This window comes from Pantoea sp. NGS-ED-1003, from assembly GCF_000738765.1.
GTDB lineage: Bacteria > Pseudomonadota > Gammaproteobacteria > Enterobacterales > Enterobacteriaceae > Pantoea > Pantoea septica.
This window is the reverse complement of record NZ_JPQA01000001.1, coordinates 593,424-619,309: the sequence shown is the minus strand read 5'-3', so window position 1 is coordinate 619,309 and position 25,886 is coordinate 593,424. Positions and strand designations below refer to the sequence as shown.

Below are 25,886 nucleotides of genomic sequence, written 5' to 3'. Positions count from 1 at the left end.
TTTTAATACCTATTATTGTATTCACCTTCGCTGATGCTGTCTGCGGTTAGTTATCAAAGCACGAATCAACTTTTGCGCATTTGGATTGACTAGTACCATTTCTTTTCATAACAAATAATGATGCGTCAACTGTTGGTGAACAGGCCAAATTCAATCTTTTATAGCTGCCGATTCTCACGATATGAAACAATTCAGGATTTATATGTTTTTAAGAATATTCTCATTCCTATCTTGATTTTATTTTTTTTTTCATCAGAATCTATAGTTCACAACCTGTATTCATATCAAAACGACCGTTAAAGGGATTACTGTGAACAAGATACACATACCATTAGACAGCGGAGAGTCGGCGGTTCTTAAGGATCCAGATACGTTACTCCCCCGTAACATTTATGAACAGCTAGCTCGTTTTATAGCAAAGGCTGTTGATAATGTACCGAAAACTTCGGAATCGCTCAACGAAACGCGCAGCCATAAAGCGATATCTATTGACGGTGAAAGGGGAACGGGGAAAACCTCGGTACTTGTGAATTTAAGTGATTACTTAAAGAGTAATGATGATGATCTTGCTGCAAAAATTCACATTCTTGACCCTATCGACCCGACGCTGCTTGAAGATGGTGAATCGCTGTTTTTACATATTATTGTTGCTGCTGTACTTCAAGATAAGGAGATCAAAGCTGCACAGGGTCGAGACATTAATAAGTCTAGAGCTTTCACTCAAAAGCTTGAGGAGTTAGCCCACGGTTTGGAATCTGTTGATTTGCAGCAAAGTCAGCGAGGGATGGATAAAATTCGCTCATTATATGGCAGCAAGCATTTGGCAAATTGTGTTGAAGAATTTTTGAAATCTGCATTGGACTTGATTGGAAAAAAATTACTGATACTGCCGATTGATGACGTAGACACTTCGCTTAATCGAGCATTTGAGAACCTAGAAATACTGCGTCGTTATCTTACATCTCCGTACGTATTGCCTATTGTGAGCGGAGATCGTCGCCTATATGATGAAGTCTGTTGGCGTGATTTTCATGGCCGGCTGAATAAAGATTCGTCTTATGAGCGTAAGAAGTCTTATGATATCGCTAAGGAATTAGCTATTGAATATCAACGTAAAATTTTGCCATTGCCTCGTAGACTCAATATGCCCGCCGTGAGCGATTACTGGCAGCAAGACGGTATCAATGTCACTCTGAATAAAGATGGTATACCTCTACGCAATTTCATGGCGTGGCTTAAGATTTTTATTACTGGGCCGGTAAACGGTTTAGAGGGCAGCGATTTACCGTTACCTATCCCATCGATACGTGCCCTAACGCAGTTTATTAATCACTGCGGCGATTTGATAACAGAACTCCCTCCAGAACTTAAAAATAAAGATACTCCACTTTCCGTTCGCCGCTGGTGGCAGATGCCTGATGTTCCACAAACTGTGCTTGAAGCTTTTGCTTTGAAACACCGAGAACTCAGTAAAGAAACTAAGCGAGATTATGCTGATGCTTACAAAGTCTTTAGCGAAAAGTATCTGGCTTGGAATTCTCAAAATTCTGAAGCAACAATCAAAATCAAAGAGAGCGCTAAATTAGTAGACGATATTAATTGGCTTAACAAGTTGCTGAGCTATTTTCGGTTCGAACCAAAGGCTGGTCCTGTCTATTTAACACTTGAGTCTAAATTAAAATGGACTGAATGGCGAAATGGTAAAAATCGTAATACCTCGATATTTGATACCGTAATTTTTCAACCTTTGCTGCAGGAGCGACCTGAATATTCCATTTTTGATCCAGGGGAAAGTTTGTCCGATTGGGAGTCTCAATTATCAAAAAGTTTACCTGAAGGCTGGCTTTCTGTAGTTAAGGGTAAAATGACAATTCTGCCTTATCCTATTGCAGAGACGGGAATTAACTCGGCTTTAAGATGGAAATATTGGAAAGATGTTGAGAGTAATGATGCTAATGAAGAGATAAAAGATAAGGCAATTTTTCTGATTAGTGCTTTAACACAAAGGAATTTCTACACCAATGCCAGGCAGTCAATTGTTCTCAATATCGGGCGCATTTTTGAAATTATCATCGCCAGCTTGATATCAGATCTGAACTTATCAGACTTGCAGCGAATTCTTCATAGACCACCTTTTTATTCTGCCAGCGCCCTTGCGCCGACTAAAAAGCTAAAAATTAATGAGCCTGAGGGGGGGGATTCTGGAGGTAATGCGGATGATTTTGAAAAAGAAGAAACTTATGAACAGGAAGATAAATTAGATAACTCATTAGAGTTGCTTTATGAGGATATTAAAGTTTGGCGAAAAGAAAATTATCTTGATAAGTTAAATGTATCGCCTTGGATGGTGTATAAGGTTTTTAATAAAGTCTATAGCCAAGTTGCGAGTAATGCTATTGACCAAAATGGTATGCAGGATATTACTCAGGCAATCAATATTGTAGGTCGTGTTTTTTATTCAACTTGGTCGGCATTTGGTAGTTTTGAAAAAGGTGAGTTGTTTGGTTTGCCAGATGTAGTGGCGACGACCAATATTAGTTCATTAAAGAACTTCTATCAACATTCTAATTTCCGTGCAAATCTCGGGCCGTTTACACCTGAACAGAACTTGCACCAAGGGCCGACAAGTCGGAGTGCTCATAACCGAAAGCTTTTTGGTGAAATGAGTAGAACCGTCAGCTATGTTCTGAGTTCACACCCTCTCAAACGATGGATAGATGCAGTATTATTAGCGGATTTTAAACAGCCACAAAAAAATCAAAGCACTGTGAAAAAAACAACATCGCAACGAAGGTTGTCTAAAGCTCGGCGATTTATCATTGATAAATTAGATATCGACGAAACGCAAAACTTGACGAAAGAAATCATCAAAGAGCGGCTAGAGATATTACGTCAATCTCAAGAGCTTGAGCAATTTATCAACTCGGTTAAACAACAGTTATCTCCTAACGATAATACAGTGAAAGTTCTGCTAGAGGTATACAGTGAATCCTTCCCTGAAGGTGAAAAATAATGTTAACTCGATCGCTGAGTGAACATGCTGCAGGATGTTTTTTCACCGACGAGCGCCTTTCACGGCGCTTTTGGGGGAGCTTGGTATCACCGCCGACGGATTTTAAGCAATGGTCGTCATTGCAGGAGGAGTGCTATGAGCTGCTCGTAGAGAGCATTGATCGCCGTTATCCTCGCACTTATCGATTGACCGACGTGCGTCAGCTGATGGGGAAAATCTGTGACAATGGTTTGTTGACCAGCCCGGAACTGCCCTGGCTTGATGTCATTGCAGAACAGCTGCTGCTGCGTAATGGTGATTTGCTCTACTACCGCGAGAATAAGGTACAAGATTACGTGCGGATGGCGGCAGAACTGGATCCGGCTCTGCTTGCAGGGTGGCGTCTTAGCGACTGGCTGCAGCAAAGTCCTCTTCCGCGATTGTCGGACATCACTCGGGTGGTGATGGCTCAGAATCCGTTTTTCGCGCCGCCAGCCAGTACGGGCAAGCCTTATGCAGAGGGGCACGTCCATCTGGGGGGGGTGACTACGGGAGATAATCTCTTGGATAGTTATCTTTTTGAAGAGATTCAACTGCCAAAGAGCAATAAAACATCGTTGTGGGCGTATGAAGAGCATGATGATTTAACGCCGCTGTTGGTTCGGGCAAAGTCACTGCTTTCACTGTTACTTTCCGATCAGTTTGAAACGGTTTACGAGAAATATGCGACCTTAAATGACCCGATGAAGAAAAGTCAGAACCTCCCGGACTGGCTAATCCTTGCTAAAAAGAACCGCGGCGCAGAAAACGTCGGTCCCGGCTTGCTATTAAGCCAGCTGGCGCATGCCTCACATCAAAAACATCCTTCACGCTGGCTATGGCTGCAGCTTTATCTTTGCCACTCTTACCAGCTGAAGGATACCCATCCGCTGGAGCGCACGGCAATACTCTGCTTTTGGCTTACGGTTAATGCGCTTCGGCGTCGCATTATTATGGACGGGCAGGGGCTTACGCGTTTTACCGAGCGCTATTTCGCTGGCGCGTTACGCTCGGGCAAGAAAACTGACAGCAGAAATATGCGTTATCTGTTTGCTGGCAAAGACGATATGGCCGAAGTAAAGGCATCCCCGAATGCTTTCAGCCATAAAATGGTGACAGGGTTTTCCACAACACTGCTCAACACTCTCGGTATCCCCCCCATTTCTCCGCCGTATGTTTTTGGTGAACATGATATTAAGCCAGACGAATGCACGCTGCGCTACATTGAAGCGCTCGAGCGATGGCATTTTTGTGGACACTTTTCGCGTTCTAAAAGCACAAGCCGCGGTAAGCGACCAACGGCTGATTTGCAGAAAAACTGGGCACAAGCAGAGCAATTGCTGCAAAAGCTTTACAGCCACAGTGGCTGGAATCACCCCGTTTATTTAGGGGGGAAACGTAACCCACACTTTAATTTTCAGCCGTCGAACTGGTTTCGGGGGCTGGATGTTGCAGGGGATGAGAATGCCCTGAAAATTGCATGTTTTGCGCCGATGCTAAGATGGCTGCGCAGCGGGCTATATCCGGTGCCCGACGGGCTTCGTGCTAGTACGGGCTTTCATTTTAGCATCCATGCAGGGGAGGATTACGCGCATCCTGCGTCGGGGTTGCGCCATATCGATGAAACGGTGCGCTTCTGCGAGATGCGAGAGGGGGACCGGTTGGGCCATGCTCTCGCGCTGGGAATTGAACCTGCGCTCTGGGCGAAGCGGCATGGAGAAATGATACTTCCGCTGGATGAGCATTTAGATAATCTTGTCTGGCAGTGGCACTATGCCACAGTTTTGTCGGGTTCGTTGCCACTTGCTCAGGCGGTATTACCTCTTATTGAGCGGCGCATTGCGCGTTTTGTCGCGCGTTGTGATTGGTGCAAGGAGAGACTACCTCAAATAGATAGTAGCGTGGCGGATAAACGAGCTAGCGGGGATGAACCAACTCTTAAGAATATCACGCCTGATACGCTCTACCGGGCTTGGCTTCTGCGACGTAATTGCTCGTATCGTCTACAACAACTCCACGGTGGAGTGCCGTTAACCTCGCAGGAGAAATGCGCACTACCAGACTGGTCAACGTTAAGTGATAAAGACAGTGTGGCGGCGCAGCTTTATCAGCAAAGACACTCCAGCCTGCTTGAAGATCTCCCTCCCCAGCTAGTGGTTGTGCGGGTTGCGGACGAATGGAGCATGCAGGAGTTGATTGGTCTAGGGAACCGCAGCAAACTGCGCCAGGAGGCAAGCGGCGATAAAGATATCCTCCAAGATATTGATACACCGGTAGAGCTACAGTTTATGCATGCATTGCAGGACTATTTGCTTGATCGCTATGATCGCAAAGGGTTGATTATCGAAACCAACCCAACATCCAACGTATATATCGCGCGATTCCAAAAGCATGTAGAGCATCCTATTTTTCGTTGGAATCCTCCGGATGAAGAATTGTTGAAACTAGGTGCTGAATTCAATCGCTATGGATTGCGCCGTGGTCCTGTCAGAGTTTTAGTCAATACTGACGATCCAGGGATTATGCCTACGACATTACGAACGGAGTTTTTACTACTGCGGGAGGCTGCGATTGAACGCGGCATAAGCCGAACGATGGCTGAATATTGGCTGGAAAGGCTGCGTCTGTACGGTTTGGAGCAGTTTCAGCGTAATCATTTAAATGTATTTGAAGTTATTGAATAGAGGATTTTATCGTGAGTGGTACATCGCCTTACTTACATTATTCGGATGCTGATGGGTTACAACCTAAGCTCAAGAAAGAGTTGGAAAATTTACGGGAAAAAGAATATTTGTCGTACTGGCCTCGCTTTCTAATACGTAGAGTTCCGCTTTACGCTATTCCGTTCCTTATGGTCTTCACCTTTTTCTTTTGTCTGAGTTTAACGAAGAAAGTTGGGGGGGAGAAAGTGAATAATATGCTTGTAACCTTAAGTATATCCTTCAGTGGCTACTTGCTGCTTGGGGTTATTATTTCTGTTTTCATATTACTCTTGCAGTGGAGGTGCTTCAACTGTAAGTACAGTCTGCAGGATGCGAATGAAATTATTAGGCATCGTAAGTTAAATTATAAATCGTTCGCCTATATTGTGTTTTTTATTTCGTTTGTGCTTTTGTTTGTTTTTATTTATTGCACGGATAATAAAGTTTTTTATGGTTTTATCGTGTCTCTCGTTTTGACATTATTACCATTAATAATTGATCGTACATTGGGGGTGACTCGTCAAAATGAACGTCTCAAACTTCATATAAGGAGGTTAGAGCGCCTAGATGAATTGAATATTCTCCGAGAAAAAATGAACGTTAAATTCGAAGAATCCCATTTTATCGAGTATATGAAGCTTGTTGATGAAGCCGATCACAGTAAGAACCATGATACAGTTAGCGACACATCATATTTTATGACATTGATTGAAAATAAGCTAAAAGCATAATCGGTTTCAATATCATGCTTTATAAAAAATCCACGCAATTGCGTGGATTTTTTTCAGACTATTAGGGCAATACTGCCCTAAAAAAGACGTTAGACGTTAAACAAAAAGTTCATCACATCGCCATCTTTTACAATGTACTCTTTACCTTCTGAACGCATCTTGCCCGCTTCTTTCGCGCCCTGTTCGCCTTTATAGGCGACAAAGTCGTCAAACGCGATGGTCTGCGCGCGGATAAAGCCTTTCTCGAAGTCGGTATGGATCTTGCCCGCCGCCTGCGGCGCGGTTGCGCCGACCGGGATGGTCCAGGCGCGCACTTCTTTCACGCCAGCAGTGAAGTAGGTCTGCAGATTGAGCAGGGCGTAACCGGCGCGGATCACGCGGTTCAGGCCCGGTTCTTCCAGACCTAACTCGGCCATAAACTCGGCACGATCTTCATCGTCCAGCTCGGCGATATCTGACTCAACGGCGGCGCAAACCGGCACCACCACGGAGCCTTCCGCTTCAGCGATGGCGCGCACCTGGTCGAGATAGGGGTTGTTCTCGAAACCGTCTTCGTTGACGTTGGCGATATACATGGTCGGCTTCAGCGTCAGGAAGCTCAGGTAGCGGATCGCCGCTTTCTCATCGGCGTCCAGCTTCAGCGCGCGCAGCATACCGGCGTTTTCCAGATGCGGCAGGCACTTCTCCAGCGCGGCCAGTTCGACCTTCGCGTCTTTGTCGCCGCCTTTGGCTTTCTTCTGCACGCGCTGAATGGCGCGCTCGCAGGTTTCCAGATCGGAGAGCGCCAGCTCGGTGTTGATGACGTCGATATCTTCCGCCGGATCCACTTTGCCCGCGACGTGAATGATGTTTTCGTTCTCGAAGCAGCGCACGACGTGGCCGATCGCTTCGGTTTCGCGGATGTTGGTCAGGAACTGGTTGCCCAGGCCTTCGCCTTTCGACGCGCCTTTCACCAGGCCCGCGATGTCGACGAACTCCATGGTGGTCGGCACCAGGCGCTGCGGTTTGACGATCTCCGCCAGCTGATCAAGGCGCGGATCCGGCATCGGCACCACGCCGGTGTTGGGCTCAATGGTGCAGAAGGGGAAGTTAGCCGCTTCGATGCCCGCTTTAGTCAGCGCGTTGAACAGGGTGGATTTACCGACGTTCGGCAGGCCCACGATACCGCATTTGAATCCCATGGTTGGTTACCCTTCTAACTTGAGGTGCAACGCCTGCTGCAGGCATTGCCGGAAACGAAAAAATTTGGCGCATTATACACAGAAATCGCGCGGGCAGGGCGTTTAGCTCGCCTTGAACGCGTGCAGCCGGTTCATCGCCTTCAGGCGATCCTCTTTCAGCCACACTTCGGTACAGCGCGCCGCTTCATCAATCGCGTCGTCAATCAGCTTCTGCTCGCTGGCGGGCGGTTTGCCCAGCACAAATCCCGTCACCTTGTTGCGGTCGCCCGGATGGCCGATGCCGATGCGCAGGCGGTGAAAGTTATTGTTGTTGCCCAGCTTGCTGATGATGTCCTTCAGGCCGTTATGGCCGCCATGGCCGCCGCCCTGTTTGAACTTCGCGACGCCTGGCGGCAGATCGAGCTCATCGTGCGCCACCAGAATCTCTTCCGGCGCGATGCGGAAAAAGGTCGCCATCGCCGCCACGGCCTTACCGCTGAGGTTCATAAAAGTAGTCGGCACCAGCAGACGCACATCTTCGCCCGCCAGGCTGATACGCGCGGTATAACCGAAGAATTTCGCCTCTTCCTTTAGCGACTGATTATGACGCTCCGCCAGCAAATCGAGATACCAGGCGCCAGCGTTATGCCGCGTGGCGGCGTACTCCGCGCCGGGATTGGCCAGGCCCACAATCAGTTTAATGCTGCTCACGATGATTATCCTGCTCAGGTGGTGAAAAGGCGTTAGTGTACTTCGCGGCAGAGAAGAGAACAAACTTAGCTACAGCGATATGGTTACGTCGCGTGATTAATTATTTTGTTATTTAAATCAAGCTTCTGAAGGTAAATTTAGGTCAGCCTTTATTAGGGTTTGTGATCCTGGACGCAAATCGTTCGCAGGTCATTGCCTAAACTTATGACAAGTTAACATTATGTGCGGTTTGTTTGGCTTGTTCATATGGACAGAGGTGAGTTATGAAACATCAACATTGTCGAAAAGCAGGAAACGTCCTGATGATCGTGGGGCTGGTGGTGATGGTCTCCAGCATCATCTTCTCCGTGCTTAATCAACTGCCGAGCATTCAAATGCCGGCGCTGCTGGCGCAGGGCGCTATCCTCGGCATCTTTATCGGCGCGCTGCTGTGGCTCGCTGGCGCGCGCGTCAGCGGGCGCGAAAGGATCGAAGACCGCTACTTCTGGCACCGCCACTATGACGAGCGTTGCCGCCGCACGCCGCACCACTGATCCGTTCTTTAGCCATAAAAAAACCGGGCGCATGGCCCGGTTTTTTATTAAACGAAAATCAGTGCTCGAACATCGCCGAGATAGACTCTTCGTTGCTGATACGGCGGATTGCTTCAGCCAGCATGCCGGAAAGCGTCAGGGTACGAACGTTCGGCAGCGATTTCATCTCTTCAGAAAGCGGGATGGTGTCGCAGACGATGACCTGATCGATAACCGATTTACGCAGATTCTCCACCGCGTTGCCGGAGAAAATCGGGTGAGTCGCGTAGGCGAAGACGCGTTTCGCGCCGCGCTCTTTCAGCGCTTCCGCCGCTTTGCACAGCGTGCCGCCGGTGTCGATCATATCGTCGACCAGCACGCAGTCGCGGCCCGCCACGTCGCCGATGATGTGCATCACCTGAGAAACGTTCGCGCGCGGACGACGTTTATCGATGATAGCCATATCGGTATCGTTGAGCAGTTTGGCGATCGCGCGAGCACGCACGACGCCGCCGATGTCCGGGGAAACCACAATCGGGTTTTCCAGACCAATTTGCAGCATGTCTTCCAGCAGGATCGGGCTGCCGAAAACGTTATCAACCGGGACGTCAAAGAAGCCCTGGATTTGCTCGGCGTGAAGATCGACCGTCAGAACGCGATCGACACCAACGCTGGAAAGGAAATCCGCGACCACTTTAGCGGTAATCGGCACGCGAGCGGAGCGCACGCGGCGGTCCTGGCGGGCATAGCCGAAGTAGGGAATAACCGCGGTAATACGACCAGCAGAAGCTCGACGCAGCGCGTCGACCATCACAACCAGTTCCATCAGATTATCATTGGTGGGAGCACAGGTGGACTGGATGATGAAAATATCACCACCGCGTACATTTTCATTAATTTGTACACTCACTTCGCCATCGCTGAAACGGCCCACTGCGGCGTCTCCGAGGCTGGTGTAAAGGCGGTTGGCAATACGTTGTGCTAGTTCCGGGGTGGCGTTACCAGCAAATAGCTTCATATCAGGCACGAGAAGAACCTCAGGCTTGGCGTCCAGAGAATGAACGGCGTTACGGTAACCGGCGCATACCGCAGCGCAGGTTCATACGGGTGTGTTAATGCACAGCGTGCAGCGTCTGGAACAGGGTGACACTGTCACACATGCGCTTACAGCCCGGAAAGGGTGCGATGCAGAGGCGAGACGTTAACGCCTCGCGCGACAAATCCGCATACCCATTTCGGGGCGAGTTCCAGCACCTGACGAGCGGCTGACTCGGTGTCAAATTCGGCAAACACGCAAGCGCCAGTGCCAGTCAGGCGCGACGGCGCGTATTCTAGCAGCCAGGAAACAAGCTCATCAACCTCGCGAAAACGTTTTCTTACCACTGCCTCACAATCATTGTGAAAGGGTGTCGATAAAAGCGCCGCCAGCGAACGTACCGGCGTATCGCGCGTAAGCTGCGGATCGTTAAACACCAGCGGCGTCGGCACGCTTACGCCGGGATGCGCCACCAGGTACCATTTTTCCGCCGGATCGGCGGGCTGGAGCTGCTCGCCGACGCCCTGCGCGAAAGCGGCAAAACCTCTGACGAACACCGGCACGTCCGCGCCAAGCTTAATCCCCAGCTCCGCCAGCGCCTCCAGAGAGAAACCGACGCCCCACAGGTGATTGAGCGCCACCAGCACGGTGGCGGCGTTCGAGGAACCGCCGCCCAGCCCGCCGCCCATCGGCAGCCGCTTTTCTATGGCGATCTGCGCGCCGGCGCCGGCCGGCAGCCGGTTTTGCGCCTGCGCCGCCTGGCGCAGCAGCATTGCCGCGCGAACAATCAGGTTGTCGTCATGGGCGACGCCGTCCACCGGCGTAGTCAGGCTGACGCGACCGCTGCTGTCCGGCGTGATATGCAGGCTGTCGCCGTAGTCGAGAAACTGAAACAGCGTCTGCAGGTTATGGTAACCGTCTGCGCGACGGCCGGTGATATAGAGAAAGAGGTTGAGCTTTGCCGGAGCGGGCCAGGTGGTGATCATTGCAGGGTCCAGCTATCCATACGCAGTTTGATGCGCTGGTCGCCTTCGCGCAGCTCCAGGTTCGCCGGCAGCGGCGGGGTAGATTTGCTGTCGTAATCCTGAATCGCGACCTGCCACTTCTGGCCGTTGCTGCTGTAGTTCAGGCTTTTAAGCTGATAGTTGCTGTTGAGCTGATAGTCGCTGGCGTCGCCCGGCAGGCCCATCATCCACTGGCGCAGGTTGGCGAGCGGAATATCCATGCCGGTCAGCTGAGAGATCATCTTCTCCGCGTCGTTGCTGACGTAGCGTTTGCCTTTGTTATCCACGATCTGTACGGTGTCGCCCTGAGCGTCGAGCTGCAGCTCGGTGCTGCCTAGCGGGTTGGTCAGCAGCAGGCGGTAGCGGTCCGGGGCGGTCTGCTGCCAGTTAAAGCGCGCGTAGACTTTCTGCTTGTCAGAAAGATAGGCGAAGGCGCCGCGTGTCTGGTAGTGCGTGACTTTCGCCACTTCCTGCTGATGCTGCTGCCACTGCGGCGCGGTCGTGCTCGGGCCTGGGCCCTGAGGCTGATTAACAGCGCAGGCGGTGAGCAGAACGCTCGCCAGCGGCAAAAGGCGCAACATAGTGCGTGGTGAATAGGTCATCACGTGGTCATCTCCTCGGACACGTTTTTAATTCGTAACGGTTAACGCTAGCGATCCGCTTATAAACCGTCAATGCCGATTACAGTAAAATTGCGCACGATCAGTTTAATCTTATTACAGTCATAGCCTTTGTATGGCTTTTCATGATCTGCCGCATCTTGTAGAATGCGCATCACAAAACCCTGACATTATTGGGACATCCCAACTTTTATCGCCATGACGCTGCTCGCTCTCGGAATCAATCATAAAACTGCACCTGTCGCGCTGCGCGAACGCGTCGCGTTCGGGCCGGACGTGCTGGAACAGGCGCTCGACAGCCTGCTTTCCCAGCCCATGGTGCAGAGCGGCGTCGTTCTCTCTACCTGCAACCGCACCGAACTCTACCTGAGCGTAGAGCAGCAGGCGGATCTGCAGGAGCGCCTGGTGCGCTGGCTGTGTGACTATCACCATCTCAATGAAGAGGACGTGCGTCAAAGTCTTTACTGGCATCAGGACAACGCGGCGGTCAGCCATTTAATGCGCGTGGCGAGCGGCCTCGACTCGCTGGTGCTGGGTGAACCGCAAATACTCGGCCAGGTGAAAAAAGCCTTCGCCGATTCGCAGCGCGGCCATGCGCTGAGCAGCGAGCTGGAGCGCATGTTCCAGAAAACCTTCTCGGTCGCCAAACGCGTGCGCACCGAAACGGAAATCGGCGCCAGCGCGGTGTCGGTTGCCTTCGCCGCCTGTACGCTGGCGCGCCAGATCTTCGAATCCCTCTCGACCGTCAACGTGCTGCTGGTCGGCGCGGGCGAAACCATTGAGCTGGTAGCGCGCCACCTGCGCGAGCATAAAGTGCAGAAGCTGATTATCGCCAACCGCACGCGCGAGCGCGCCGAGCGGCTGGCGGAAGAGGTCGGCGCGGAAGTGATCGGCCTCGGCGACATCGATGCCCGCCTCGCCGACGCCGATATCGTCATCTCTTCCACCGCCAGCCCGCTGCCGATTATCCGCAAAGGGATGATGGAGCGCGCGCTGAAAGCGCGCCGCAACAAACCGGTGCTGCTGGTGGATATCGCCGTGCCGCGCGACGTCGAGCCGGAAGTGGGCAAACTGCCTAACGCCTATCTCTACAGCGTCGACGACCTGCAGGCGATCATCGAGCAGAATATGGCGCAGCGCAAAGCCGCCGCCGTACAGGCCGAAAGCATCGTGGTGCAGGAGAGCGGCGAATTTATGTCCTGGCTGCGCGCCCAGAGCGCGGTCGAGACCATTCGCGAATACCGCTCTCAGGCGGAAAGCGTGCGCGCCGATCTCGAATCGCGCGCGCTGGCTGCGCTGCAGCAGGGCGCCGATCCGCAGAAAGTCCTGCAGGAGCTGGCGCACAAGCTGACCAACCGTTTAATTCACGCACCAACCAAATCCCTGCAGCAGGCCGCCCGCGACGGCGACACTGAACGCCTGCAATTGCTTCGCGACAGCCTCGGTCTCGAGTAGACTCCCGGGCTGTTGCCCTCTGTGACGAGAATCCCATCACGACATGAAAACCTCTATTGTTGCCAAACTGGAAGCGCTGCAGGAGCGCCACGAAGAAGTGGAAGCGATGCTCGGCGACGCCAGCGTTATCGCCGATCAGGACCGCTTCCGCGCGCTCTCGCGCGAATATGCGCAGTTAACCGACGTGACCCAATGTTTCCGCGCGTGGCAGCAGACGCAGGAAGATATCGAAACCGCCCAGATGATGCTGGACGATGCCGAGATGCGCGATATGGCGCAGGAAGAGCTGCAGCAGGCGCGCGCCGAGAGCGAACGGCTGGAGCAGCAGCTGCAGGTGCTGCTGCTGCCGAAAGATCCTGACGACGAACGCGCCTGCTTTATCGAAGTGCGCGCCGGCACCGGCGGCGACGAGGCGGCGATTTTCGCCGGCGACCTGTTCCGCATGTACAGCCGCTACGCCGAAGCCCGCCGCTGGCGCGTAGAGATCGTCAGCGCCAACGAGGGCGAGCACGGCGGCTATAAAGAGGTCATCGCTCGCGTCACCGGCGACGGCGCCTATGGCCGTCTGAAGTTCGAATCGGGCGGCCACCGCGTGCAGCGCGTGCCGGAAACCGAATCCCAGGGGCGTATCCATACCTCGGCCTGTACCGTGGCGGTGATGCCGGAGGTGCCGGAAGCGGAGCTGCCGGAGATCAATCCCTCCGATCTGAAGATCGACACCTTCCGCTCGTCCGGCGCGGGCGGCCAGCACGTCAACACCACCGACTCCGCCATCCGCATCACCCACCTGCCGACCGGCATCGTGGTGGAGTGTCAGGATGAGCGTTCGCAGCACAAAAACAAAGCCAAAGCGCTGGCGGTGCTGGGCGCGCGCATTCGCGCCGCGGAGATGGCGAAGCGCCACGAGGCGGAGGCGAGCACGCGCCGCAACCTGCTGGGCAGCGGCGACCGCTCCGACCGCATCCGCACCTATAACTTCCCGCAGGGGCGCGTGACCGATCACCGCATCAACCTGACCATCTATCGCCTTGACGAGACCATGGAAGGCAAGCTGGATAACCTGATTGAGCCGATCGTGCAGGAGCATCAGGCCGATCAGCTGGCCGCGCTGGCTGGTCAGGAGTAATGGAGTTTCAATGCTGGCTGAAAAGGGCTGTCGCCGCGCTACAGTGCGGCGAGAGTCCGAAGCGCGACGCGGAGATCCTGCTGGGGCACGTTACCGGCAAATCGCGCAGCTGGCTGGTGGCCTTCGGCGAGACCGAGCTGCTGCCTGAACAGCTGACACGCCTCGACGCGCTGCTGGCGCGGCGCGTGCAGGGCGAGCCGGTGGCGCATCTTATCGGCGAGCGCGAATTCTGGTCGCTGCCGCTGCGCGTCTCCGACGCGACGCTGATCCCGCGACCCGACACCGAAGTGCTGGTAGAGCAGGCGCTGGCGCACCTGCCCGCCGCGCCGTCGCGCATTCTCGATCTCGGCACCGGCACCGGCGCCATCGCGCTGGCGCTGGCGAGCGAACGGCCCGACTGCGAGGTGCTGGGCGTCGACCGTATTGAAGCCGCCGTGGCGCTGGCGCAAAGCAACGCCGACCGGCTGGCGATCCCCAACGTCACGTTCATCCTGAGCCACTGGTTCGACGCGCTGCCCGCCGCGCGCTTCGACCTGATCGTCAGTAATCCTCCCTATATCGACGCAGACGATGCGCATCTGTCGCAGGGCGACGTGCGTTTCGAACCGCGCAGCGCGCTGGTGGCCGACGAGGCGGGGCTGGCAGATCTGCGCCTGCTTATCGCCCAGGCGCCGCAGTGGCTGGCGCCCGGCGGCTGGCTGCTGCTGGAGCATGGCTGGCAGCAGGACGCGGCGGTGCGCGCGCTGATGCAGCAGCACGATTTTCTTCAGGTCGCGACCGTGAATGACTACGGCGGCAATCCGCGCGTCACGCTCGGTCGCATTCCCTCTTAAAAAGGACGTTACATGGCCGCTTACTATCCGCTTATCAAGCAACTGCATCTGCTGACGGTGTTTATCAGCATTGCGCTTTTTATCCTGCGTTTTTACTGGCTGCGCAGCGGCTCAGCGCTGCTGCAGCGCCGCTGGGTGCGCATTACGCCGCACGTTAACGACACCTTCTTACTGCTGACCGGCGTGCTGCTGGTGATGATTACCCACTTTTACCCGTTCTCGCCGCAAGGAAGCTGGCTGACGGAGAAGCTTTTAGGCGTTATTATCTACATCGCCTTAGGTTCCGTGGCATTGAGTCGTCGCCCGCGCACTAGCCGTACGCGCTGGATCGCTTTCCTGGTCGCGCTGGTCGCGCTGGTAACAGTGATTAAGCTGGCGGTGACCAAAATGCCGTTATTGGGGATAGTATGACCTCCACAGAGCAATTAGATTTTAGCCAGACGCCGCTGTGTGAAGCGGTGATTGGCGCCACCCGCGCGATTCGCGCCGATTTTCCCGCCTCGTCCGTGCAGGAGCAGCTGGCGGCGCTGGTGGCGGAAGCCCGCCGCTATGTGAGCAGCGAACAGGACGCCGACATGCAGCTGGAGAAGCTGCTGGAGCTTTTCTATCGCCAGTGGGGCTTCGGCGGCGCCAGCGGCATCTATAACCTTTCCGACGCGCTATGGCTGGATAAAGTGCTCAAGACGCGTCAGGGCACTGCGGTGTCGCTGGGCGTGATCCTGCTGCATATCGCGCAGGCGCTCGACATTCCGCTGATGCCGGTTATTTTTCCCACGCAGCTGATTTTGCGCGCCGACTGGATCGACGGCGAGATGTGGCTCATCAACCCGTTCAACGGCGAGACGCTGGATACCCACACGCTGGAAGTGTGGCTGAAGGGCAACATCAGCCCCACGGCAAAGCTCTACGACGACGATCTGGAAGAGGCGAAGACCATCAGCGTGATGCGCAAGATGCTCGACACCATGAAGGCGGCGCTGATGGAGGAGAAGCAGATGGAGCTGGCGCTGGGCGTGAGTCAGGTGCTGTTGCAGATCGATCCGGACGACCCTTACGAGATCCGCGATCGCGGTTTGATCTACGCGCAGCTGGAGTGCGATCATATTGCGCTAAACGACTTAACCTATTTCGTTGAGCAGTGTCCCGAGGATCCGGTCAGCGAGATGATCAAAGTACAAATTCACGCAATTGAACAGAAACAGGTGACGCTGCACTAAGCGCACCACACCATTAAGGAAAGGGCATGACTCAGAAAGTCGTCACTATTGGTGATATCAAGGTCGCTAACGATCTGCCATTTGTGCTGTTTGGCGGCATGAACGTGCTGGAATCGCGCGAGCTCGCCATGCGTATTTGCGAACACTACGTGAAGGTCACCGACAAGCTCGGCATTCCGTACGTGTTCAAGGCCTCTTTTGACAAGGCGAACCGCTCTTCCATTAAATCCTATCGCGGTCCCGGCCTAGAAGAAGGCATGAAGATTTTCCAGGAGCTGAAGCAGGCGTTCGGCGTGAAGATCATTACCGACGTGCACGAGGCGGCGCAGGCGCAGCCGGTGGCCGACGTGGTCGACGTGATCCAGCTGCCCGCCTTCCTGGCGCGTCAGACCGACCTGGTAGAAGCGATGGCGAAGACCGGCGCGGTGATTAACGTGAAAAAGCCGCAGTTCGTCAGCCCGGGCCAGATGGGCAATATCGTGGATAAGTTCGCGGAAGGCGGCAACGATAAGGTGATTCTGTGCGATCGCGGCAGCAACTTCGGCTATGACAATCTGGTCGTTGATATGCTCGGCTTTAACGTGATGAAGAAAGTTACCAACAACAGCCCGGTTATTTTCGACGTGACCCACGCGCTGCAGACGCGCGACCCGTTCGGCGCCGCTTCCGGCGGTCGCCGCGCTCAGGTGGGCGAGCTGGCGCGCGCCGGTATGGCGGTCGGCATTGCCGGTCTGTTTATCGAAGCGCATCCGGATCCGGATCACGCGAAGTGCGACGGCCCGTCCGCGCTGCCGCTGGATAAGCTGGAGCCTTTCCTGGTGCAGATGAAGGCGATTGACGACCTGGTGAAGAGCTTCCCTGAGCTGGATACCAGCAAGTAACTGGCGCTTCAGGCGGCGAATTAAAAAAGAGCGACGTTGGTCGCTCTTTTTTTTCGTCTGCCGCATGGGGGCTAACGCAGGTAGGGGTCAGTTTGGATATCGAAAATTATTGTACGTTAAGGCTGTTTTTTGACCTTTCGACTTTAGCTGGCCTCAGCCGACGAAACTTACCGGAAGCCAGGATCCGGTTGCTTTTCCAGATATAATCTTCTGTTAGATTGATGTGCTCCCAGCCTGGCGGGGACAAATGCGAGAGCCGTTGCTCGTTGATCTCCACCACTTTACGCTTCAGGGCATCGACCGCTCTTTCCATAGCGAGATAGCAGCCGTCAGCAGCGTTAGTCTACTGGAGCGATAGCTCTGATTTTCCGGTTTTCAGTCCCTGATTTCTTCCAGCCGGTGCATAAATACCGCTCGCGCCAGCGTGTTATGGTCTTCACCTTTATTCAGTCCCGCGTGTAACCACCGACGCAGTGCAGGATCGCGGAACCAGTCGAGCATAAACAGAGTTCGTTCAGTACAGCCAATTTTTCTCAGTGCTTTGGCCAGCCCGTTTTGCCTGGGGGTAGCTGGCAAGCTTTTTCAGCATCAGGAATGCCGTCACGGTTTCCTGCTTATCGAGGTTGCCAGACGCAGCACTTCACGCAAGTGAGTTTCGATCTCTTTCAGGTTCCGGCTGGTTGTTGATATCAGTGACTGAAGTGCCGGTTACTGGTCTGCTTTCCCTTTAATAAATAGCTTCTTGTTTTCCGATAGAGAAAGAATCTGCCTCCTTACCATATAGTTTCGTTAATAAATTATTTAGTGCGGTAATTTTAACGAAACCAGATATCGCATAAGAGTACAGCCCTTCGCAAATCTGCCGTATTCAGGTGTTGTACTGCTAACCAGAAGCCGGAGATTTTGGTTAAGTCATGATTGAGGTATGATGCGCTGGTTTTATAACCATATTATTCATGAGGGATTATGGCAAAGGGATTTTTTTTGTACCACCTGGATAAAACCACCTGTGGTGGGCGGATCCTTTCGGGTGCATCTGACGACACCTACGAAATCGGTGGCATCGAACGGCAACAGGCCAGGGCGGGCGACCCGGTGACCTGCGGGAAGCATGAGGGGCGGTTCCGCGTGTGCGGCGGTATGGGGGACACCTATGAGGTGGGCGGAGAACTGAAAGAGTGGGCGGGTTCGCTGGACAGCTACAGTTCCTGCCCGTGCCGCGCCCGGTTTATTCCGTCAGTCCAGACGCACACCTACGAGAGCGACTGCAACGCCGGACGGGTGGACGAACGGGCTGAGACCGCGAAAAAACAAGCCCAGGAGTCAGAGCCTGAACAGCGTGCACAGGCGGCGAAGAAGAAACGGAAAATCACGCTGACGATCGGCGTATTCTTTGATGGCACTGGCAACAATGCGAATAACAGCGGCGACCGTCAGGCCGCCTGTTCCGGTGAACATTTCGGGATGAATGATGCTGATGCTGGATCTGCGTATTCCCAGTGCGTGCGACTAAAACGTGGCTACAGGGGTACTGCTGCAGGGAGCTATATCGGTTACTACAGCAACGTACACTGGTTGAATACACTGTATAGACAGGATATCAGGCCCGATACAGGAGTCGGTCAATACGCTATTTACATCGAAGGTATCGGTACGGAAGACGGGGCTGGCGACAGCACTTACGGAATGGGAACAGGCAGAGGCGATACTGGCGTAGTGAGAAAAACCGATAAAGCAGTCGCAGCACTGACTGCCGGTATTCAGGGGTATTTACTCCAGCATGCTGACGCCCGTCTCTGCACCATTAAAGAGCTGCAGTTTGATATTTTTGGCTTCAGTCGGGGAGCGGCGGCGGCGCGCCACTTTGCCAACCGGGTATTCAGTCAGGACCGTGCCATTATATCGGCGATTAGGGCCGGGCTGGAAGGTATTGAATTTTCCGGTACGCCCGGGGGCAAAACCCGTTTTTTGGGGATATTTGATACCGTAGCGGCCATAGGAACACCGGTCAACGGCCTCAACCCGCACAGTGCCGATACCGGGGATGTCAATCTGGTGCTGCGTCCAGGCGTGGCAGACAAAGTGTTTCACATCACCGCGCAACACGAATGCCGCTTTAACTTCGCGCTGAACAGCGTAAAACCGGCGTGGCCGGAACTGGCTTTGCCCGGTGCGCACTCCGACATTGGCGGCGGCTATAACCCCGACGAGCATGAAGTCTACTTCCTTACCCGCCCGGAGTTTGAAACCGTTCCCCTTTCCACCCCCGACACGGATACGCGGATTTATCAACAGACCTGTGCGCAGCTTACAGCGATGGACGGCTATCCGGCGATAGCGCCACTGCTGAACGCGGTGGAGGTGAATGTTGATACCTGGCATGACGACAGAATGCCAGCAGACCGTTACGGAGCGCTACAGAAACGCAGCGGTGCCGCGCTGGTTATTGACCGTCCGACGCGTAATGACTGGTCGAAGGTAGTGTTGCGGGTGATGCTCGATGCGGCACAGGATGCCGGGGTAGAATTTTCCCCTATTTTACCTAAAGACGACAACCTGTCACTCCGGCCAGAACTCAACAGCCTGTGTGAAAAAGCGATTGTAATGGGCCGAGCCATAAGGAGAGGACAACCTGCCCCCGGCTTTATCACGCCACAAATTCTGATGCTGGCCGAAAAATATATTCACTGCTCAGCCAACTGGAACAGCGTGGTGAGAGACGGCCAGGGAATAATAAGCGGTGCGGTCAAACCGGCGAAGCTGGTGACGTTCACCAACCGGCCGGACGAGCGCTGGCAGCGTACGGTCTATGATATGGACGGGAACAGAATATGGAAATAATCTGTGTGGCTTGTCTTCTTCTTTTATTGGCGCTGACGGCCTGTCAGGGGAAATCTTTGTCCGACACAGCCGCGCAAAGCAATGTACCGGCAGAGTGGACTTTTAACTTTTTCACACCTAACGCATTGCCAGCAGTGGTGACATTTGCCGCTATTCTTGACGCTGATGGAAAGGACTATCGCTTTAACACGCTGAACAGCACGCCCGACCTGCCCGAAGTTATCGGCGAGTGGAACGACAAAGACCGTGCGCCTGGTGGCTACTGGAATCACGTTAAACGACCTCCCAGACATATTATTTTTTGCTGGGACTCGATTATCGATAGAAAAGTGTATGAAACTCACCTGACGATCCCTAAACCTGTACTGGAGAAAATGCTCAGGCCGAGTGAGTACCGGGATTACCGGGGAAGAACTGCGTATTACGACAGATTACAAATTGGTCTGGCTCCGGAGGGGAAAGTGGCCGTCTGGTTACAGGGAAGTGGTTCTGAGCCTAATTACCGCGTCACCCCATCAGTGCTGAAAACCGTATCAGGGGATAAATTAGATATTTGCAAAGGAATAACGCGGTTTTCTAACGGCTATGAGTACGGAAAAGATACCGAGGATTTTATCAAAGGGAAAAAATATCCTTACGGTAGTTGGTAAGCAACCTATTTACCCCAGAAGGATCTTCCCAAGCCCCTTCTGGGGCTTGGTGGTCAATTTTTAGCCTTAATGTACAATAATTTTCGATATCCAAACTGCCCCCAGGTGACGGGAAGCGATCGCAAAGACGCAGTTGGCATCTTTGCCGCTCGGCCCGCGTGGATACGCACCTCATCCCTGAGGTGCGCCCGTGGCCGGGCCAACGCGCTGCGTTGTTCAAAAACGCTCCCGGCGTTTTTGTCCCTGGCGCGGGACGCTTTGCTCTTCGCTTTCCGTCACCCGCGTTTTAATTTACGTGTGGCCTGAAAAGCGTTATTTCAGAGCATGATCGTCATCAAATAGCCGGCAAAAATCGCCAGGTGCGCGGCGCCGTTCAGCACGTTAGTGCGCCCGGTTGAGAACGAGATATGGCACAGGATCAGCGCCGCTGACATCATTACCATCTGCGGCGGCTCAAGGCCGAACACCAGCTGCTGGTCGGTGAGGGTGGCGATGATGGTCACCGCCGGCACGGTTAGCGAGATAGTCGCCAGCACCGAGCCAAAAAAGAGGTTCATGGCGCGCTGGACCTGATTCATCAGCACTGCCTTTAGCGCCCCCAGGCCTTCCGGCGAGAGGATCAGCAGGGCCACCAGGAAGCCGGTGAACTGCGCGGGCGCATTAAACTCCGACAGCAAATGCTCCAGCGTATTGGCGTTCATTTTGGTGACGCTGATAACCGCAATCAGATGCACGATCAGCCAGACGGTGTGCCAGACGCTGCTGTGCGCCGAGGGCTTGCCGTGGTGCGGGTCGCCATCGTCGCTGTCGTCTTCATGCTCGTAAACAAACAGACTCTGATGGGTGCGCGTCTGAATCAGCAGGAAAACGCCGTACATCGCTGCTGAAATCGCCGCGATTAGCAGCGCCTGCGTGGTCGTGAAGTTGCCGCCCGGCAGCGCGTTGGGGAACACCAGCACCAGGATCGCCAGCGGAAAGATGGCGATCAGATACTGCTTTACCCCGGCAAGATTCACATACTGCGTGGCGAACTTGCGCCCACCCAGCAGCAGCGAGAAACCCACCAGCCCGCCGGTGACGATCATAATAATAGAGTAGAGCGTGTCGCGCATCAGCGCCGGCGCGGCATCGCCCGTGGCCATCAGCGCGGAGATCAGGCTGACCTCGAGGATAACCACCGACAGGCTGAGGATCAGCGAGCCGTAGGGCTCGCCCAGCCGATGCGCCAGCACGTCGGCATGGCGCACTACGCTAAAGGCGCTGCTGAGGATCGCCACCAGCGCCAGCAGGTTGATGCCGATAACCGCGGGCAGGGAGGTTTGTCCGCCAAAGAAAAACAGCACGGCCAGGGCGGCGAGAGGAAGTATCAGCGAGAACTCTTTGTGACGTGTTTTTTCATGTGTGGTCATTCACCATCCTCTTCAGAGAAATGCGTCGGCGAAACCCAACGGGGTTTCACAAAATAGTAGAACTTTTATTACATCTGAAAGTGTAACTTTTCACCGCTTAACGTGGGTAAAATTTACCGGTTTTTACTTTTTTAACAATAAAGGCCGACTTTAGCAAAAATAGTATTCATCCTCTTTTATCGCTTTCTATTCATCATATTAAACACATGACTTAAGCAATAATCAGGCTATTAAACGCAAATTATCACACTGCTAATGTTGGTTTTCAGGCGCTTCGCCTGATTTTTATGAGAGGGTAGGCTGAATAACAAGGTTGTAATTTTTTCTCTATACGCCAGGCTTAAAGCGGGCCCTTAATGGAGGAAATGCAATGCCTTACAAAAATCGCGAAGCGCTGCCGGATAACGTGAAACATGTACTGCCGCCGCATGCGCAGGAGATCTATCAGAAGGCGTTCAACAGCGCCTGGGATCAGTATAAAGACAAAGATGAGCGACGCGGCGATGAGTCTCAGGAAGAGGTCGCGCATAAAGTCGCCTGGTCGGCGGTGAAAAAAGAGTATGAAAAAGGAGACGATGATAAGTGGCACCCTAAAAAGTAGCCATGGGAAGGGGGCCGGCGCGGCCGGCCTGACGCGGCGCTTTTTTACTTTCTCGCCTGGCCGCGGCCTTGAAAGCGGTGCGGAAAATGCATACTGTCAGTGCATGCTGCGGCTCAAGAATGTCGCCCGCTAGCCGATTTTATAAGGGAGCCCGTCGGACAGGACGTTAAAAAGGTCAGGAGGTCGCATTGTTAACCCGAGAATTTTTATTAAAAGCAGACTGCAAAACGTCATTCGGCGATATTGAAGAATCCCTGCTCTGGAGCTGCGAACAGCGCGCCGCGTCGCTGGCGGCCACGCTCGCCTGCCGTCCCGACCAGAGCCCGGTCTGGATCTTCGGCTATGGTTCACTGATGTGGAATCCTGTTTTTGAAGCGGACGAGGTTGCATCCGGCACGCTGGACGGCTGGCATCGCGCCTTCTGCCTGCGCCTGATCGCCGGACGCGGCACCTCCTCCCATCCTGGCCGCATGCTGGCGCTGAAAGAGGGCGGTTCAACCAGCGGCCTGGCGTTTCGCCTGCCGGAGACGCGCCTGCATGAAGAGCTGGAGCTGCTGTGGAAGCGCGAGATGATCACCGGCTGCTATCTGCCGACATGGTGCGAATCAACGCTGGAGGATGGGCGCAGCGTCACCGCGCTGGCCTTTATTATGGATCCGCGCCATCCGCTCTACGAATCGGACTCCTGTCCTGAGGCGATCGCGCCGCTGATCGCAGCGGCGAGCGGTCCGCTGGGCAGCAACGCGCAGTATCTTTTTTCGCTTGAGCAAGAGCTGGCGAAGCGCGGCATGGAGGAGGAGAGTTTAAGCCGCCTGGCGCACCAGGTGCGCGCGCTGCAGGCGGGCGTTCGCTGCGCGCAGGGCTAAAGGGTAAGGCTCGCGGCGTGCTCATCCACGCCGCGAAAGCGCGCTAATTCCCCGGATTCAGCAGCCAGGTGCCTGGCTTGTCGATCACCAGCGACTGCGCGCGCATGCTGGTGCCTGAATGCACCTCGATACGATACTGACCCGCCGCCAGGTTGAGCGCGGCGAACCCGTTGCTGCCGGTTTTCACCTCCACCGGCTGGCCGTTGAGCACCACGTTGGCGCCGCGCTCCAGCTTGAGGTAGACCGTCGCCAGCGCAGCGGGCGTCGCCGGCGGCGCGCTATTCACCACGGGGTTCTGCGCCACCGCAGGCGTCGCGTTTTCCGGCGTTGCGTCGCGCCTGTTGGTCAGCCAGGTGACCACCACTACCGCCAGCAGCGCCGCGGCCGCCAGCGCTACGAGCCCAGGCGACAGACGACGCACGTTGCGCGGCGTTACCGGCTCGACGCTGGCCGAGGCGTGATTCACCGCCATCACCACCGGCGCGGGCGTCGCTACTTCCTCTTCCTCTTTCTCGACCACGGGCGTCGGGGCGGGCGCAGCAGCGACCGGCGACGGCTCCGGCGCAGGCTGCAGGCTATTGACCACCGCCTCCACGTCGCTGACGGGCAGATCGATAAGCGCCGCGAAGGCGTCAATCGACTGCGGGCGATCGGCAGGCTTCATCGCCAGCGCGCAGTCCACCGCGTGCAGCATCGGCAGCGAATAGCCGGGCGGCTGACGCTCGACCAGCGGCTGGTAGTTATCCTCAATGCAGCGCACCACGCTCACCGGCGGCGGATTGCCGGTGATCAGACTGTGCAGCACCGCGCCGAGCGCGTAAATATCGGTCCACGGTCCCTGTTCGTTTTCACCCTCTTCGCTGTACTGCTCAATCGGCGCGAAGCCGGGCTTGAGCATAATTTCGGTTTCGTCAGACAGGTTGCCGATCTCTTTGCGCGCCGAGCCGAAGTCGAGCAGCACCGGCAGCTGGTTTTCCTGAATCTGAATATTATCCAGCGAAATATCGCGATGCAGATAGCCTGCCTGATGGATGGTGCTGATGGCGCCGAACAGCGGCGGCAGCAGGCGGCGGATCCAGGCCTCGCTCACGGCATCCGGGCTGGTCTGCTGCCACTCTTTCAGCGTCATGCCGCTGTAGTAGAGCGTGCCCATATAGGCGGTGCCGTTCTGCTCCCAGAAGCGCAGCACGTGCAGCAGGCCGGGATGGTTGAAGCGCGCCAGCAGACGCGCCTCCTGGATAAAGCTGGTCAGGCCGGCGTTAAACAGCTTTTGATAGCGTTCGCCGCGCAGCTCCAGCGACAGATCCTCAGCGCGCACCGCCAGCGACACCGGCATATACTCTTTAATGGCGATGGTGCGTTCAAGCTGATGATCCCAGGCGCGGTAAACGATGCCAAATCCGCCGCCGCCAATCACTTCCTTGATTTCAAACTCGTTAAATCGGTATCCCGCAGGGAGCGCGTTGGGCACCGCTTTCTGATTATCATTTGCCGACATAGTGAACTCTCTGAACACCGCCTGGCAGCCAGGCTGCGCTGTAATTAATTGATGTTACGCCACGCACCTATCGCCGGATCAACCAGATCGGCGTGCAGGGTGTCGATCAGTAACACATTCACTTTTTGCTGTGGCATAAACTGCGGTCCCCAAAGACCACGCAACGTTTCCACCCGCGATTTCATGGCGTCCGGATCCTGCTGCGCCGTATTTTTATCCATTTTCACCAGCAGCGCGCCGTTAAAGCGCCAGACGTGGCTCGCCTCGTCGAAAGGCAGCACCAGCCAGCTGTCCGCGGCATCGGCGCGCGTCACGATCATGCGCTCTTTATTCGCTGCCACTACCTGCAGCGAGTTGCCGGAGATTTGCAGGTTCGCGATAGGGTAGCCCTGATAGAAGGTGACCGGCAGAGGCGTGTTTTTGCCCTTGCTTGCTAAGATTAACGCGCTTTTGCCTTCCAGCCAGCCGTCGTGCGGGCACTGCGCCTGCGCGACGTCGGGAATAAACAGCGACTGGCCGTCGGCGTCCCACGAGGTGCGCAAGCGACAGCCGCCGGGCAGATCGAAATGCTGCAGCGGCGCGCTGTTGGCCGGACGCGACAGATCGAGCGGCGCGGCATTGGCGGCGCTGGCGCTGGCGGTCGCGTCGGCCATCACGATCGGCCGCCAGTTTTGCAGCTTGCTGGCGCTGCCGCTGGCCAGCACGCCGCCCTCTTTGTTGGTCATCTGCCAGGGCAGCTCATCCAGCGTGCCGCACTGGTTGGCCAGCAGCGTGCCGACACGCGGCAAAAAAGTCGTCAGCACGGCGGAATCGGTGCTTTTGCCCGAAACGATGCGCAGCGGCAGCGACTCTTTGCACCAGTCGTCGGGCGCTTTGCTTTTTACGCCGTCGATAAACACCTCCAGCGCCAGGCTGGGGGAGTAAACCACGCGATAATCTTCGGCCTGCGCGCTGAAAGCGATAAGCAAGGTCGCAATGCCGGACAACCACAATTTCATAAGG

General features: G+C 54.7%; 22 protein-coding genes and 1 pseudogene. 14 read left to right on the top strand and 9 right to left on the bottom strand.

Annotated elements, in window-relative coordinates; translation table 11 throughout:
• Nucleotides 1–310: 310 nt before the first annotated feature.
• From rdrA to rdrD, 3 genes are read left to right on the top strand one after another with little or no spacing between them, the layout of a single operon-like run.
• On the top strand, nucleotides 311–3,013 hold the full coding sequence (gene rdrA / locus JS46_RS02825; protein ID WP_033747692.1) for an antiviral RADAR system adenosine triphosphatase RdrA: 2,703 nt from the start codon (nucleotides 311–313) through the stop codon (nucleotides 3,011–3,013).
• The gene (gene rdrB, locus JS46_RS02820; RefSeq protein ID WP_033747690.1) at nucleotides 3,013–5,715 is read left to right on the top strand and encodes an antiviral RADAR system adenosine deaminase RdrB; all 2,703 of its coding nucleotides are present in this window, start codon (nucleotides 3,013–3,015) and stop codon (nucleotides 5,713–5,715) included. The genes rdrA and rdrB overlap by 1 nt, the downstream gene beginning before the upstream one ends.
• A gap of 11 nt (nucleotides 5,716–5,726) precedes the next feature.
• On the top strand, nucleotides 5,727–6,464 hold the full coding sequence (gene rdrD / locus JS46_RS02815) for an antiviral RADAR system accessory protein RdrD (protein WP_033747688.1): 738 nt from the start codon (nucleotides 5,727–5,729) through the stop codon (nucleotides 6,462–6,464).
• An 89-nt stretch (nucleotides 6,465–6,553) separates the two neighbouring features.
• Here rdrD and ychF read toward each other — a convergent pair whose 3' ends face one another.
• On the bottom strand, nucleotides 6,554–7,645 hold the full coding sequence (gene ychF, locus JS46_RS02810) for a redox-regulated ATPase YchF (RefSeq protein WP_033747685.1): 1,092 nt from the start codon (nucleotides 7,643–7,645) through the stop codon (nucleotides 6,554–6,556).
• Between the two features lie 102 nt (nucleotides 7,646–7,747).
• Nucleotides 7,748–8,335, bottom strand: coding sequence for an aminoacyl-tRNA hydrolase (gene pth / locus JS46_RS02805; RefSeq protein WP_033747682.1), 588 nt, complete (start codon nucleotides 8,333–8,335; stop codon nucleotides 7,748–7,750).
• A gap of 263 nt (nucleotides 8,336–8,598) precedes the next feature.
• On the opposite strand from pth, the gene ychH reads away from it, so the two are divergent.
• Nucleotides 8,599–8,868: a stress-induced protein YchH gene (ychH, locus tag JS46_RS02800; protein WP_033747679.1), complete on the top strand. Its 270-nt coding sequence runs from the start codon at nucleotides 8,599–8,601 to the stop codon at nucleotides 8,866–8,868.
• Nucleotides 8,869–8,926: 58 nt separating this feature from the next.
• Here ychH and prs read toward each other — a convergent pair whose 3' ends face one another.
• The 3 genes from prs to lolB form a co-directional block, all read right to left on the bottom strand.
• On the bottom strand, nucleotides 8,927–9,874 hold the full coding sequence (gene prs, locus JS46_RS02795) for a ribose-phosphate diphosphokinase (protein WP_006118899.1): 948 nt from the start codon (nucleotides 9,872–9,874) through the stop codon (nucleotides 8,927–8,929).
• 137 nt (nucleotides 9,875–10,011) lie between these two features.
• On the bottom strand, nucleotides 10,012–10,869 hold the full coding sequence (gene ispE, locus JS46_RS02790; RefSeq protein WP_033747672.1) for a 4-(cytidine 5'-diphospho)-2-C-methyl-D-erythritol kinase: 858 nt from the start codon (nucleotides 10,867–10,869) through the stop codon (nucleotides 10,012–10,014).
• Complete coding sequence (gene lolB / locus JS46_RS02785; RefSeq protein WP_033747670.1) at nucleotides 10,866–11,489, bottom strand: lipoprotein insertase outer membrane protein LolB; 624 nt, start codon at nucleotides 11,487–11,489, stop codon at nucleotides 10,866–10,868. Before lolB ends, ispE begins: the two co-directional genes overlap by 4 nt.
• 216 nt (nucleotides 11,490–11,705) lie before the next feature.
• On the opposite strand from lolB, the gene hemA reads away from it, so the two are divergent.
• The 6 genes from hemA to kdsA are packed head-to-tail and all read left to right on the top strand — an operon-like array spanning nucleotide 11,706 to nucleotide 17,019.
• Complete coding sequence (hemA, locus tag JS46_RS02780; protein WP_033747667.1) at nucleotides 11,706–12,962, top strand: glutamyl-tRNA reductase; 1,257 nt, start codon at nucleotides 11,706–11,708, stop codon at nucleotides 12,960–12,962.
• A gap of 43 nt (nucleotides 12,963–13,005) precedes the next feature.
• Nucleotides 13,006–14,088, top strand: coding sequence for a peptide chain release factor 1 (gene prfA, locus JS46_RS02775; RefSeq protein WP_033747664.1), 1,083 nt, complete (start codon nucleotides 13,006–13,008; stop codon nucleotides 14,086–14,088).
• Nucleotides 14,088–14,921, top strand: coding sequence for a peptide chain release factor N(5)-glutamine methyltransferase (prmC, locus tag JS46_RS02770; protein ID WP_033747661.1), 834 nt, complete (start codon nucleotides 14,088–14,090; stop codon nucleotides 14,919–14,921). Before prfA ends, prmC begins: the two co-directional genes overlap by 1 nt.
• Before the next feature lie 12 nt (nucleotides 14,922–14,933).
• Entirely contained in the window at nucleotides 14,934–15,332 is a 399-nt protein-coding gene (locus tag JS46_RS02765; RefSeq protein ID WP_033747658.1) for a SirB2 family protein, read from the top strand.
• The gene (sirB1, locus tag JS46_RS02760) at nucleotides 15,329–16,138 is read left to right on the top strand and encodes an invasion regulator SirB1 (protein WP_033747656.1); all 810 of its coding nucleotides are present in this window, start codon (nucleotides 15,329–15,331) and stop codon (nucleotides 16,136–16,138) included. Before JS46_RS02765 ends, sirB1 begins: the two co-directional genes overlap by 4 nt.
• A gap of 26 nt (nucleotides 16,139–16,164) precedes the next feature.
• Nucleotides 16,165–17,019: a 3-deoxy-8-phosphooctulonate synthase gene (kdsA, locus tag JS46_RS02755; RefSeq protein ID WP_033747653.1), complete on the top strand. Its 855-nt coding sequence runs from the start codon at nucleotides 16,165–16,167 to the stop codon at nucleotides 17,017–17,019.
• Between the two features lie 116 nt (nucleotides 17,020–17,135).
• Here the strand turns inward: kdsA and JS46_RS23195 are convergent.
• Nucleotides 17,136–17,766, bottom strand: a pseudogene (locus tag JS46_RS23195) (Tn3 family transposase); the annotation flags it as partial.
• Between the two features lie 219 nt (nucleotides 17,767–17,985).
• Between JS46_RS23195 and JS46_RS02750 the strand changes: the two are divergent.
• The gene (locus JS46_RS02750; RefSeq protein WP_033747650.1) at nucleotides 17,986–19,860 is read left to right on the top strand and encodes a phospholipase effector Tle1 domain-containing protein; all 1,875 of its coding nucleotides are present in this window, start codon (nucleotides 17,986–17,988) and stop codon (nucleotides 19,858–19,860) included.
• Complete coding sequence (locus JS46_RS02745; RefSeq protein WP_033747647.1) at nucleotides 19,851–20,510, top strand: DUF2931 family protein; 660 nt, start codon at nucleotides 19,851–19,853, stop codon at nucleotides 20,508–20,510. Before JS46_RS02750 ends, JS46_RS02745 begins: the two co-directional genes overlap by 10 nt.
• A 317-nt stretch (nucleotides 20,511–20,827) precedes the next feature.
• Here the strand turns inward: JS46_RS02745 and chaA are convergent, their stop codons facing one another.
• Complete coding sequence (gene chaA / locus JS46_RS02740; RefSeq protein WP_033747644.1) at nucleotides 20,828–21,919, bottom strand: sodium-potassium/proton antiporter ChaA; 1,092 nt, start codon at nucleotides 21,917–21,919, stop codon at nucleotides 20,828–20,830.
• Nucleotides 21,920–22,289: 370 nt separating this feature from the next.
• Between chaA and chaB the strand changes: the two genes are divergently transcribed.
• Both chaB and JS46_RS02730 read left to right on the top strand, forming a co-directional pair.
• Nucleotides 22,290–22,520, top strand: coding sequence for a putative cation transport regulator ChaB (gene chaB, locus JS46_RS02735; protein ID WP_033747642.1), 231 nt, complete (start codon nucleotides 22,290–22,292; stop codon nucleotides 22,518–22,520).
• 188 nt (nucleotides 22,521–22,708) lie between these two features.
• A complete protein-coding gene (locus JS46_RS02730) occupies nucleotides 22,709–23,386 on the top strand; it encodes a gamma-glutamylcyclotransferase (protein WP_033747639.1) in 678 nt (225 codons plus the stop codon).
• Nucleotides 23,387–23,429: 43 nt separating this feature from the next.
• Here JS46_RS02730 and JS46_RS02725 read toward each other — a convergent pair whose 3' ends face one another.
• Nucleotides 23,430–24,884, bottom strand: coding sequence for a serine/threonine-protein kinase (locus JS46_RS02725; RefSeq protein ID WP_033747638.1), 1,455 nt, complete (start codon nucleotides 24,882–24,884; stop codon nucleotides 23,430–23,432).
• A gap of 44 nt (nucleotides 24,885–24,928) precedes the next feature.
• On the bottom strand, nucleotides 24,929–25,882 hold the full coding sequence (locus JS46_RS02720; RefSeq protein WP_033747635.1) for a hypothetical protein: 954 nt from the start codon (nucleotides 25,880–25,882) through the stop codon (nucleotides 24,929–24,931).
• Nucleotides 25,883–25,886 lie beyond the last annotated feature (4 nt).